A 12470-nucleotide genomic window follows, 5' to 3' on the forward strand; every position below is an offset into this window, starting at 1 on the left:
CAAAAATGAATAAAACCTATTCAGTTATTTTATATTCGGTTGAGCCATAATGTATTTTACCATACATATCGGTAGCTTTTACTTTTACTTTGTGCGTACCTACGCCTAAATTGGTTGGTATTTTTGCCGACCATAAGTGGGTAGATTTCATAGATTTTGATGGACGACGCCCTTTAACAGCTTGTTCTGAAACATCCCATTTATAAAAAGTACTTTCGTAATGTGGATCACCTTCATCGGCAAAATTCATCTTTTTCCATTCACCATCGTTTATACTGTATAAAACCTCATCGGTTGGCGTTCCCATAAAAACATTTGCATAAACAAAATGACGGCTTTTCTCTGCTTTTAAAACAGCTTTTGGCGCAAACACATTGATTTGATACTCTTGCGATTTACCTGCAACTTTATAATCTACTTTGTATTTGTTACCATCAAAATGAATTAAGGCATATCCTTTTGGAGTACCATCGCGCATGGTTGATGCCGGCACTCCTTGTGCATTCATTTCACCTGAATACCAATCACCAGAAGTAGTTCCTACATTGTACTCATGATGTGCTTTTTCTTGTTTCCAACCCTTATCTTTTCCGTAAAAAATTTGTTGCTGAATGTGTGTGTGTGCCGATAATGAAAGCGTATTTGGATGATCTTTCAACAAATCAAACAAACGCTCACGATCTGCAACACGAAACCACTCATTATTATTATCTTCTAAAGGAATATGAAACGACAACACCACTAAATGATCTTTTGGAACGAATTTTAAATCGTTTTCAATGAATTTTAATTGATCTTCACGCAAACCTCCCCAATAACTTTTGCCATCTCTTGGATCGGGATACAAAATATTATCTAAGATGATAAAATGTACTTTTCCGTAGTTAAATGAAAAATTGTTTGGACCAAAGTTTAACTCGTACGTTTCATCAGAATGCTCATCTATTTTAGCATCGTAGTTCATATCGTGGTTTCCCATAACATTGTACCAAGGCAAACCAATTTGTTTAATAGCTTCTTTATAATCAGGTTGCAATGATAAATCATCACCTACCAAATCGCCTAAACTAATACCAAAAACCGCTTTGCTTTTATCAACATCTTTTATAACGCCGTTTATAAAATACTCTATTTCTTCTTTTGTATATGCTTGTGGATCGCCAAAAGCAAATGCTGTAAAACTGTTAGACTCTTTTGCAGGAACCAAAGCAAAATCCACCGACTTTGGTAAATTACCCGTTGGTTGTACACCAGCGTATTTAGATTGCGGCGACCCTTGTGGTTTGTGTAAATAATAAAATTTTGGCAAATTAAAACCATCTAACGGAAATTGATATCCTGCTGGTTTAATTACAAAAATAGGTGCATCATTGGTAATTGGTAATTCATACATTCCTTTTTTATTGGTAGCAACTACATCAACTCCGTTACTTACCAATACATTAGAAAGCACTTTTTCTTTTTTATCTTTTTTACCGTTTTTGTTTACATCTTCGTAAACAATACCTTTTGCTTTTTCTTGGGCAAATAAAGCACTTGATACAGTCAGTAGCAAAAATACCGAACTAAAAAATTGTTTCATTGTTGTTTTAAAAATTTGTTGTGCACAAAAAAAGTGCACATTTTAAACAATACAAATTTTTTACGTTTAAGTAATTATTAAGAAAATTTATCAGTTGATAAGATTCGATAATCTTTAGGAAACACTTTTATAAATTTTTGATAACTCAATAAAATCAAGGGTTATCAAAAGTTCACCCTTACTTTGTGCAACAAAATCAACAAGCAAACAATCGAAAACAATTTTAATTAAAATGAAAAAAAATCTACAAAGTGTAGCTCATTTCCTAAAAATGTTCGTTTTGGTTTCCATACCTTTTTCAACACAATACATTTGGGCTTCACCTACAAACAACCATCATGCTTTTACGTTACAACAAACACTATCTACAGTAAAAGGTAAGGTTGTAAATGCGCAAAACGAGCCTGTTGCAGGGGCAGCTGTTTACATAAAAGGTACCGATATTGGTACTGAAACAGATGCTAATGGTATGTTTGAATTACAATATGATTTTAACAACACTACAGAATTAGTATTCTCTTACATTGGCTATGCAGATGTTACGCAAACCTACAATGGCACTCCCTTTTTAAACATTACCTTAAAAGAAGACGATAGCCAACTAGATGAAATTGTTATCACTGCTTTAGGTATTGCCCGAGAAGAGAAGCAGTTAGGATATTCGCAACAAAAGTTAAATGCAGACGAGTTTACCAATGCCCGATCTAACAATTGGGTTGACAACATGAAAGGTAAAGTGGCGGGTATGCAATTTACATCGGCTAGTTCTGGACCTATGAGTTCTACCCAAGTGGTTTTGCGTGGTAACAGATCAATTGATCCTAATTTAAACGGTGCTTTAATTGTGGTTGATGGTATTCCTATTAGTTCAAACATGTCATCATCTACCAACAGTTCAGGTTATTTATCATCAGACTCTCCTGTTGATTTTGGTAACGGTATGTCAGACATCAACCCAGAAGATATTGAATCGGTAACAGTATTAAAAGGTGCAGGTGCTACGGCTTTGTATGGATCGCGTGCTGCAAACGGAGCTGTTATGATTACTACTAAATCGGGTAAAAAGAGCCAAGGTTTGGGTATTACATACAACTCTAACGTAAGCATTGATGTAATACAACGTTGGCCCGATTGGCAAACACAATACGGATCGGGTACTGGTAAGGCTTTTAACAGCGCCGGGCAGTTGTATTATTCGTATCAAGCAAGTGAAGACGGTCCTGCAACACAAAGTAATTTAGGTTTTGGTCCGCGTTTTAACGGTCAATCGTATTTTCAGTACGATCCCGCTACAGGAACCATGGGTACGCAACGTACTTTGTGGCAAAACTATGATAATGCCCGTAAAGGCTTTTGGCGTGCTGGTACTACTTTAACCAATAGTTTATCGTTTGCTGCGGGTAATGACAAAGGCGCTATGCGTGCATCGGTAACTTACTCAGACAATCAATGGATTATGCCTAATACAGGGTTTGAGCGTGTGGCTATATCAACCAAAGCTAACTATGAAATTGCTAAAGGCATCAAACTTAATTCTACCTTAAACTTTTACAACCGTAGCAGCGATAATATGCCATCTACCGGTTATAACAACCACACCATATCGTACTTTATGATTTTAACCAATGCCAATAACAACATCGATTGGTACCGTAAAATTTGGTTAGATAAAGGAAAAACGCAAATGAACAGTCCGTTTAGTACGTATTTAGACAACCCATTTGCTTTGGTAAACGAGGTAATTAACAGCAGCAATAACAATACTTTTACAGGAAACTTAAGTTTAGATATTGATTTAAGCAAAAACCTAAAGTTAATGTTACGCTCTGGTATTAACTCACAAAACGAAGTGCGCGAATTAAAACGCCCGTATGATTTGGTGAAGTTTGCTACCGGATATTACGAAAAGCAATTAATTAACCAACAAGAAATAAACACCGATTTCTTATTAACCTATAAAGGCAACGAAAGCGATTATTTTAACTATAGTTTATCGGCAGGTGGTAATATTATGAGCAATAAAGTAAACCGATTAGATGCTTCTGCCAACGGTTTAGCGGTGCCCGATGTTTATAAATTAGCCAATGCAAGCAGCAACGTAATGACGGTTTCTAATGATTACCGTGAAAAAGTAAACAGTTTGTATGCTTTAGGATCGTTTTCATACCGCAACTTATTGTTTTTAGATTTAACAGCACGTAACGACTGGTCATCTACCCTACCCGCAGGTAACAACTCGTACTTTTACCCATCAGCTAATTTAAGTTTTATTTTAAGCGATGCCTTAAACTTTCCTTTATGGATTGATTATACCAAACTACGCGCATCATGGGCACAAGTAGGTAACGATTCTCGTGCTTTTATTACAGGTAAATATTACGATAACAGTCCGTTTGTGGGTTCTGCTATTAACGATAACCAATTGTACAACGCAAATTTAAAACCAGAGCAAACCACATCAACAGAGTTTGGTGTAGACATGCGTTTCTTTAACGATCGATTTGGGTTTGATGTATCGTATTACAACACCATTTCATCTAACCAAATCATCAGTGTGCCTTTAGATTACGCAACAGGTTACAGCAGCCAGTACATCAATGCAGGTAAGGTAGAAAATCGTGGCTTTGAAGCCATGCTACATGTATCGCCTATTAAAACAAAAAACTTTGAGTGGAGAACATCTTTCACCTATGCTAACAATAAAAACGAAATATTAGAATTAGGTGCGGGTCTTGAAGGATCAGACAGCCAAGTATTAGCTTCGGCAGGTACAGTATCTATTATTGGCAAAGTAGGCGGATCAACAGGTGATATGTACGGTTATGGTTTTGTTCGTAACGAAGATGGTAAAATCATTTACGATGCCAAAACAGGTTTGCCTGTACGCCCTGAAACCGAAACTTATCAAGGGAATGCCTATGCCGATTGGAAAGGTGGTTGGACGAACAATATATCGTACAAAGGATGGAACTTAGGTGTTACGTTAGACGGATCGTTTGGTGGGGTTCTTTATTCACAATCGTATCACAAAACAATGGAACACGGTCATTTAAACGGATCGTTAATGGGGCGTGAAGAAGGTTATATTATTGGCGATGGTGTTGTTAAAAATGCTGACGGTACTTACTCACCTAACACCAAACAAGTAGATGTACCTGCGTATTATTCTGAATACTACCGCCGTGCCAATGTTGAGGCTAATAAATTTGATGCCACTTATGTAAAACTACGCGAAATAAGTTTATCATACAGTTTTCCTAAATTATTCTTAGAGCGCAACAAACTAAAAGGTTTAACCATTAGCGCCTTTGCACGTAACCTATATACTTGGAGTGATTTTCCTTTTTACGACCCCGAAACTGCTGCACTTAACGGCGCAAGCATGGTACCAGGTGTAGAAATGGGTCAGTTACCATCGCCAGCCACCTACGGCTTTAATGTAAAAGTAAGTTTATAATTGTTTAGCATCATGAAAAAAATAAAATACAGCTTGTTGGCACTTATTGCAGCCACAACATTATACAATTGCACTGCCGAGTTCGAAGAAATCAACACCGATCCAAATCGTTTAGAAAGCATCAGTCCGGCATCGTTACTAAACCCTATTTTGTATGGGGTAACCAATCACAATTCTTATTCTGCGTGGCATAACCGTACAGCTCACTTCATGCAAGGTATCGTTCCATTTCCGTCAAATGATGCGTTAGGGTATCATCGTTATTGGGTTACCGATGCTATTGGGCAAACCATGTGGGACAATCATTACCGTTGGTTAAAAAACATCGATGAAATGGAAAAAGCTGCCATTGCCGCGGGCGATGTTAACTATCAAGCAGTTGCTTTAACCTTAAAAGCTTGGTGTTTTGCCAACCTTACCGATTGTTTTGGCGATATTCCTTTTGAAGAAGCATTAAAAGGAGACGAAGGTGTTTTAAAACCTAAATTCCAACGTCAACAAGAAATATACAAAGCCGTATTAGGCTACTTAAATCAAGCAAACACGCTGTACGATGTAAGCAAACCCATGATTTACGCGCCCGATTTATTGTATGCCAACAAAGTAGACAAATGGCAAAAGTTGACCAATTCATTACACCTGCGCATGTTGTTGCGTGTTAGCGATGTAATGCCTGCCGAAAGCGCTGCGCAGTTAAACACTATACTTAACAACCCAGCTACTTACCCAGTGTTTACATCGACTGCCGATGATGCCATACTTATTAACACAGGCGTTGCACCTAACATTACCCCATGGCCTCGTATACAAGATTATGCTGCCGATAAAAAGCTATCGACTTTCTTTGTGGATCAGTTATTAGCATGGAACGACCCACGATTACCTATTTGGGCAACCAAAGCGTTAGATAAAGACAAAAAAGACATTGGTTATAAAGGCATACCATCGGGTTATGCGTTTAATGAAGGTGCTATTGATTATACCCCATCGGCACCGCACAACAACACGGCATTAGCACCTATGAAAAACATTGTAATGACGTATGCCGAAGTTGAATTTATTAAAGCCGAATTGGCTTTTAAAGGAACCATTACAGGCGATGCTGCTGTTTTTTACAAAAATGGTGTAACTGCCGCTATGAAAGTATGGAATGCAACACCACCTACTGCTTATTTTGAAAACCCTAAAGTGGCTTTCAACAATACCTTAGAGCAAATTATAACACAAAAGTACTTTGCTTTGTATTTTACCGATAATCAACAATGGATGGAGTTTAACCGTACAGGTTTTCCTAAACTACCGTTGCAACCTAACTTGTATAACGATGGTAAAATGCCAGTACGTTATCCATACCCACAAGATGTAAAACGACAAAATGCCGAGAACTACCAACAGGCAGTAACCCAAATGGGAGCCGATGATATTAACACCCGTGTGTGGTGGAACATTCAGTAATTTTTCGCTTTTTATTTATTTATTGCAACCGATTGGTAAAACAATCGGTTTTTTTGTTGGTAGTAATTAAGTATACATCTGCCATGTATTTTCAATAAAACCTATCTTACAAACCAACAACCACCAAATGTTTATTAAAATTGATAAGGATAGCCAATTTCATTAAGATCATCCTCTAACTGTTGCCAATCTTCTAGTTCATCTACCAAAGTTAAAACCAACTCCTTGGTTAAAGGAGCGCCGTTGTAAATATGTGTTACCGTTGCTAACGGAATACCCGTTTCAACAAAGCTACCATCAAAATATTCTGTAGCCCAATCTACGTAACTTTGCGGATTATCATCAAAAGCATCTAATAAATCAGCCGATCCATCCTCATAATGCTCCAGTTCAGCTATTTTCCATTGGTTTTCATCATTTGTCCAAATACAAAAAGTAGTACCAATTGATTGTACAGGCTCACCAAATATAAACTCGTGGTAAGCAGCAGGCAAACCATTGGTTAACACCTCTTTTGAGGGTAATTGCTCTTCGTAATCATAAAACTCATGTGCAAAACCATTAATAACACAACCATTGGCTGTAAATAGCACCAACATTTGATCGCCAGCACCATCGCGCATTTCAAAGAATTCTTCGTTGTTGCCCCATTTGTTGTTGTAAGAATAGTAACGATACTCCCATTCTTGAGAAAAAATAGCATCTAAAACCGAAATAGCTTTGCAAATACGTTGCAAATTTTGCCTGTTTGGTAAGTTAAGGGTTTGGGTTGATATCATACTTCTTGTTTTTTTATTAATTGCCTTTATTATAACAACACTATACGAATATACAGATTTATTTGCCCTGTTTTATTTCTTATTTTATATATGTAAGATGTTTGTATTAGTAATGCATATTATATCTTTATTTTAACAAAATAATCCTTCCAAAAAACAATAGCTCATCATAATTGTATTACTTTGTATAAAATTGTAGGCTTATGAAAAAGTTATTCCTTTACATTAGTATCAGCATTATCATTACATCGTGTGCGGCGTTGCACAACACACCTAAATCGGCAAATCCTAATGTGGTAGAAAAACCCAATGTGTTGTACTCTTTTGTAGATCAAAACGGAAACTTTTATCCAAACAATTGGCGCAAAACATACGGTACCCCTCCGCCTAATGCCAAAAAAAACGAATATTCGTTAATGAAAATTGCTACCGAAAAGGGTATTGAAAAAGAACTATCGCAAAGCGAAAACACGTTTCTTAAAAGCGTAAGTACACAAGTACAATCTAAAAAGCGCGTGTTTATTTTTGTTCACGGTTTTAATAGCACCGCAAAAAAAAGCACTGAGAATTACGAGCTTGCACGCAGTATCATGAACATTAACTCAAGTACCGATGGCGTGATTCAGTTTTATTGGGATGGTTTGGCGGCACAAAACATGTTGGGTGGTGCTAAAATTTGGTTTGATGCTACCAATTACAGTCAAATGGCGGGCGAGTTTGGTTTGCGTCGTATCTTAAATGCCATAAGCAATAAAGAGGTGTATATTATATCGCACAGCCGTGGGGCATCGGTGGTACTGAGTGCGTTGAGTTCGCCTCATTTTAACGAAAGTATTAAAACCCAAACCTTTGAAAACCATAACGTGGATATTGACGATGCCAAAACCCTACGCGAAAACAAAAACAAAATTACCTGTATTATGCTGGCACCTGCTGTGGGGGTTGATGATTTTAAATCGAAATACGATGATGTAACCGACTTTAGAGATTTTTCGCATCAATTAAAAACCATTCACATTACCGTGAATAATACCGATCCGTTGTTGAAAAAATTCATTGGTTTTTTATCGAAAACCTTAAAACCAACCGATTTGGGTTACAAAGAAGATGCTTACAATCAATTGTGCGATTACTACACTTGCTTTGTAAAAACTGATTTTACGGGACAAAAGTCGCACGATTTTAACGATTATATTAAAAACCCCAAGTTTAAAGATATATTAAAAGAATACGGTTTGTTGAAGTAGTGGTGATGGATGTTTAGTGTAGGATGTTGTTTGTTTATATTGCAAACAGCATGTCATTCCGTAGGAATCTCAATAAACAAACTACTTGTTCGAGGATTCTTTCAGAATGACAAGTTGGTGGTACTTTTTGTTAAACAAAATCTATCATCATACATCACAAACGCATTATCTGTTTCAAAATCAAGAAAGTATACAATTTGATCAGTGGATGGATTAAATCCCATTTCGGTATTAACGATAGTCTTTAAAATTTCTTTATAATTGATATTTTTAATAGGCACTTTAATCAGAAAAATATCAAATTTTTTCTTTGAAATTTTTATAGAATCTGTTATATTATTTATCTGAGAATGAAGAAAACTATTGGGAGCATTAAAAGCATTTGGCTCAGGAAACTCATATATCAATAAAGTTATTTCTTTAGTAACATCTATAAAAACTTGTTCAAAAACAGCTATTGCTTTTTCAGAAGCACTATGAACCCTTTCAACAGTTCCGTTCTCTAAACAATCACCTAATTGATGGCTTTTATCAAAATGATTATTCAATTTCTCTATCTGTAGTGAAACATCTTCAAAATCAAAGTAGAATTTAAATGTATCTTCTATTCTCTTTTCTTTATTTTCTTTCATCTAACTCTACTGAAACTTAACCGATGTTGCAGGTGCAATTTTAGTTGTAATATAAGACGGAATAAGCATAATAAGGTAACACAATACCACCAAGGCAGTATTAATAAGCAATACATGTACTAGAGATAAATATACAGGAGCCTCTTTCACATAATACTGGGTAGGATCAAGCTTTATAATACCCAATTGTTGTTGCAGTAGCAGCAAACCAATGCCTACCACATTGCCTATTAACAAACCTATAAACACAATATAAGTGGCATTGTACACAAATATTTTGCGTATTTGCCAATTGCTTGCCCCCATGGTTTTTAAAAGCCCTACCATTTGGGTACGTTCTAAAATAAGCACCAATAAAGCCACTACCATGTTTATTATGGCAACTAAAATCATTAAGCCAACAATAATGTAAATATTAAAATCAAACAGTTTTAACCAATCAAAAATATTAATGTATTTGGCTGTAATAGGCTCACTGTTTAAGGTTGACGGTAGTTGATCGTAAATTTGTTGCGAAACGGTTTCAATATGGGTAAAATCGTCAATAAAAACTTCAAACCCTCCTACTTCAGTTTCTTGCCATTTGTTTAAGCGTTGTATGTGCTTTATATCGCCTATCACAAAGGTTTCATCAAACTGCGGAAAACCCGATGTATAAATACCCGCTATTTTGAAAGCCACCACACGCGGTAAACCTTCTTCATCGTTTCGTAAAAAATAAGTCTGTATTTTATCGCCTACTTTCAACTGTAATCTATCAGCTAAGAACGATGAAACAAGTACTTCGTTGGTCATACCATTTTTAGGGTAGGCAGGCAATTTGCCTTCAACCAAATACTCTTGCAGGTAATTCCATTGGTAGTTAGCATCAACTCCTTTAAAAACAATACCTTCAAAAGCTTTATCGGTACGCACCACACCCGCTTTTGTCGCAAAAGGATGCACAGCGGTAACTTGAGGTACAGCAGTAAACTTAGGATAAAACTGCTGTTGAGTTGAAATAGGTTCTAACGTAACTTGCGATTGGTTGTTATCGAAATTTGAAATCACTACATGCCCATTGAATGATGTAATTTTATCGCGTATTTTTTGTTGTAATCCCAAACCTGTTGCTACCGAAACCAACATCATAACCACACTAATGGCAACTGCTGCAACTGCAATTTTTATAATTGGCGCAGAAACACTATTTTTATACTTTTTAGAGGTTGCTAAACGTTTGGCAATAAAATAAGATAAATTCAAACCCATGAAATCTATAATTCACACCAAAAATACATTTTTATTTTTTGTATTAAGCTTGTTTACAAGTTTAAATTTTGCTTGTTGGGCTCAGGAAAACTATATTTATGAAAACTCCATTATAGAAACAGGAGCCAATCAATCACCACTATATCTTCCGTTATTAAAAGATAAAAAAGTAGGTATTTTAACCAATCAAACGGGTATTGTAAAAGTGGAAGATGGGATTGTAACTAATGGAAGTGAATTAAAAAGTACTACCCATAAATACAAAATAGTGCATTTGGTTGATTTTTTAATCGAAAAGAACATCAACCTAAAAAAGATTTACGCTCCTGAACATGGTTTTAGAGGAACTGCCGATGCCGGTGAACTGATTAAGGACGGAAAAGATACCAAAACTGGTTTACCAATTATTTCTTTGTACGGAAACAATAAAAAACCAAACAAAGAACAATTAGCGGGTATTGATGTTATGATTTTTGATTTACAGGATGTAGGTGCGCGATTTTATACCTATATATCGTCGTTACATTATGTAATGGAAGCTTGTGCCGAAAATAACATTCCGTTAATTGTTTTAGACAGACCGAACCCTAAAGGCGCAACTATTGATGGACCTGTTTTAGAAATGGAAAACAAAAGTTTTGTAGGTATGCACCCTATTCCCGTTTTACATGGAATGACCATTGGCGAATATGCCCAAATGATTAACGGTGAAAAATGGTTAAAAAATGGTGTACAAGCACAACTTACTGTAATACCTGTGGCAAATTACAACAAAAGCATGGCGTATTCATTACCTGTAAAGCCATCGCCTAATTTACCAAACGATTTATCTATTAATCTATACACTAGTTTGTGTTTTTTTGAAGGAACCAATGTAAGCTCAGGCAGAGGCACCAACAAGCAATTCCAAATATACGGATCGCCATTTTTAAAGAATACAATATATAGTTTTACTCCCAAACCAAACGATGGTGCTAAAGATCCGATGCACAATGGCACGTTATGTTATGGTGAAGATTTATCAAACCACAAACCAATCGACAGTTTTTCTTTAGAATGGTTGTTAAAGGCATATAAAAACACTAGTAATAAAGAAAAATTCTTTAATAACTTTTTTATTAAGTTGGCTGGCACCAAAAAATTACAACAACAAATTGAAAAAGGATTAACTGAAAAGGAAATTAAAGCAACGTGGAAAGCTGGCTTGGAGGACTTTAAAAAAACAAGAGCAAAATACTTGTTATACACCGATTTTTAACGACAATTTATCATTCTTGCGTCTACTAAAATCAAATATTTTTTATATTTTTGATGTAATAACAATGAAAAAAAGTACGTGCTATGAATGTAACAGACGCTGTCATTTCAATTATTGATCGTTTTCAATCACTTTATGAATGGTTTTTAAAAATATTTGGAAGAATAGTTGATTTATTTGAACGTTTTAAAGAGTTTATCTTAAGTTTAGTAGAATATGTTTTAGAAACTTTTGATAACGAAGAGGATGTTCAAGCCTTTTTAAAAAATTACCTAGATAACGAACATAGTTTTATATAAGAAAATGCCTTTTTACAAAGGCATTTTCTTTTTCATTTCTTCTACCACAGCATAAGCTGCTGGGCATATTTCTACATTTTTTAAAGTAAGATTGCTTATTTGCTGAAACTTTTTTCTATCGGTATGCGGAAACTCTCTGCAAGCTTTTGGACGTACATCGTAAATAAAGCAATAATTATCGGCATCTAAAAAAGTACAAGGCACTTGTTGCAGTACATAATCATTATCCTCATCAACACGCAAATACTGCTCTATAAACTGCTGCGATTTCATACGTAAATGCTTTGCAATTCTATCAATATCGGCAATTGTAAACAAAGGCCCTGTAGTTTTACAACAGTTTGCACAACTTAAGCAATCAGTTTTCTTAAAAACATCGTCGTGTATCTTTTGCATTTGATAGTCTAAATCCTTGGGCGTTTTCTTTTTTAGCTTATCAAAATATTTCTTGTTCTCAGAATGCTTATCTTTTGCTAACTTTGGTAATTGTTTTAAATAGTTTTCCATTGC

10 protein-coding genes are annotated in these 12470 nt (G+C 35.6%); 5 read left to right on the forward strand and 5 right to left on the reverse strand.

The window, feature by feature from the left end:
- Positions 1–16: 16 nt before the first annotated feature.
- A complete protein-coding gene (locus H1R17_RS01915; RefSeq protein WP_163431723.1) occupies positions 17–1582 on the reverse strand; it encodes a calcineurin-like phosphoesterase C-terminal domain-containing protein in 1566 nt (521 codons plus the stop codon).
- Positions 1583–1814: 232 nt separating this feature from the next.
- On the opposite strand from H1R17_RS01915, the gene H1R17_RS01920 reads away from it, so the two are divergent.
- Complete coding sequence (locus H1R17_RS01920) at positions 1815–5039, forward strand: SusC/RagA family TonB-linked outer membrane protein (RefSeq protein WP_163431722.1); 3225 nt, start codon at positions 1815–1817, stop codon at positions 5037–5039.
- A gap of 12 nt (positions 5040–5051) precedes the next feature.
- The gene (locus tag H1R17_RS01925; RefSeq protein ID WP_163431721.1) at positions 5052–6494 is read left to right on the forward strand and encodes a SusD/RagB family nutrient-binding outer membrane lipoprotein; all 1443 of its coding nucleotides are present in this window, start codon (positions 5052–5054) and stop codon (positions 6492–6494) included.
- A gap of 134 nt (positions 6495–6628) precedes the next feature.
- On the opposite strand, the gene H1R17_RS01930 is transcribed toward H1R17_RS01925, so the two are convergent.
- The gene (locus H1R17_RS01930; protein WP_163431720.1) at positions 6629–7273 is read right to left on the reverse strand and encodes a hypothetical protein; all 645 of its coding nucleotides are present in this window, start codon (positions 7271–7273) and stop codon (positions 6629–6631) included.
- A 203-nt stretch (positions 7274–7476) separates the two neighbouring features.
- Here H1R17_RS01930 and H1R17_RS01935 point away from each other — a divergent pair, with 203 nt between their 5' ends.
- The gene (locus tag H1R17_RS01935; RefSeq protein ID WP_163431719.1) at positions 7477–8520 is read left to right on the forward strand and encodes an alpha/beta hydrolase; all 1044 of its coding nucleotides are present in this window, start codon (positions 7477–7479) and stop codon (positions 8518–8520) included.
- 101 nt (positions 8521–8621) lie between these two features.
- Here H1R17_RS01935 and H1R17_RS01940 read toward each other — a convergent pair whose 3' ends face one another.
- Together H1R17_RS01940 and H1R17_RS01945 are read right to left on the reverse strand one after the other, a co-directional pair.
- Complete coding sequence (locus H1R17_RS01940) at positions 8622–9152, reverse strand: hypothetical protein (protein ID WP_163431718.1); 531 nt, start codon at positions 9150–9152, stop codon at positions 8622–8624.
- Positions 9153–9158: 6 nt separating this feature from the next.
- Positions 9159–10397 carry an ABC transporter permease gene (locus H1R17_RS01945; RefSeq protein WP_163431929.1) on the reverse strand — a complete coding sequence of 413 codons (1239 nt, stop codon included), beginning with the start codon at positions 10395–10397 and terminating at the stop codon, positions 9159–9161.
- Positions 10398–10401: 4 nt separating this feature from the next.
- On the opposite strand from H1R17_RS01945, the gene H1R17_RS01950 reads away from it, so the two are divergent.
- Together H1R17_RS01950 and H1R17_RS01955 are read left to right on the forward strand one after the other, a co-directional pair.
- Positions 10402–11661, forward strand: coding sequence for an exo-beta-N-acetylmuramidase NamZ domain-containing protein (locus tag H1R17_RS01950; protein ID WP_163431717.1), 1260 nt, complete (start codon positions 10402–10404; stop codon positions 11659–11661).
- A gap of 83 nt (positions 11662–11744) precedes the next feature.
- The gene (locus tag H1R17_RS01955; RefSeq protein ID WP_163431716.1) at positions 11745–11960 is read left to right on the forward strand and encodes a hypothetical protein; all 216 of its coding nucleotides are present in this window, start codon (positions 11745–11747) and stop codon (positions 11958–11960) included.
- A 12-nt stretch (positions 11961–11972) separates the two neighbouring features.
- On the opposite strand, the gene H1R17_RS01960 is transcribed toward H1R17_RS01955, so the two are convergent.
- Positions 11973–12467 carry a YkgJ family cysteine cluster protein gene (locus H1R17_RS01960; protein ID WP_163431928.1) on the reverse strand — a complete coding sequence of 165 codons (495 nt, stop codon included), beginning with the start codon at positions 12465–12467 and terminating at the stop codon, positions 11973–11975.
- Positions 12468–12470 lie beyond the last annotated feature (3 nt).

The organism is Flavobacterium sp. xlx-214 (genome assembly GCF_013874595.1).
GTDB lineage: Bacteria > Bacteroidota > Bacteroidia > Flavobacteriales > Flavobacteriaceae > Flavobacterium.

Excerpts from the sequence above, each read along its gene's own strand:
- H1R17_RS01940 (WP_163431718.1), bottom strand. The coding sequence starts at position 9,152 with ATGAAAGAAAATAAAGAAAAGAGAATAGAAGATACATTTAAATTCTAC.
- H1R17_RS01930 (WP_163431720.1), bottom strand. The coding sequence starts at position 7,273 with ATGATATCAACCCAAACCCTTAACTTACCAAACAGGCAAAATTTGCAA.
- H1R17_RS01955 (WP_163431716.1), top strand. The coding sequence starts at position 11,745 with ATGAATGTAACAGACGCTGTCATTTCAATTATTGATCGTTTTCAATCA.
- H1R17_RS01960 (WP_163431928.1), bottom strand. The coding sequence starts at position 12,467 with ATGGAAAACTATTTAAAACAATTACCAAAGTTAGCAAAAGATAAGCAT.
- H1R17_RS01950 (WP_163431717.1), top strand. The coding sequence starts at position 10,402 with ATGAAATCTATAATTCACACCAAAAATACATTTTTATTTTTTGTATTA.
- H1R17_RS01915 (WP_163431723.1), bottom strand. The coding sequence starts at position 1,582 with ATGAAACAATTTTTTAGTTCGGTATTTTTGCTACTGACTGTATCAAGT.
- H1R17_RS01935 (WP_163431719.1), top strand. The coding sequence starts at position 7,477 with ATGAAAAAGTTATTCCTTTACATTAGTATCAGCATTATCATTACATCG.
- H1R17_RS01920 (WP_163431722.1), top strand. The coding sequence starts at position 1,815 with ATGAAAAAAAATCTACAAAGTGTAGCTCATTTCCTAAAAATGTTCGTT.
- H1R17_RS01925 (WP_163431721.1), top strand. The coding sequence starts at position 5,052 with ATGAAAAAAATAAAATACAGCTTGTTGGCACTTATTGCAGCCACAACA.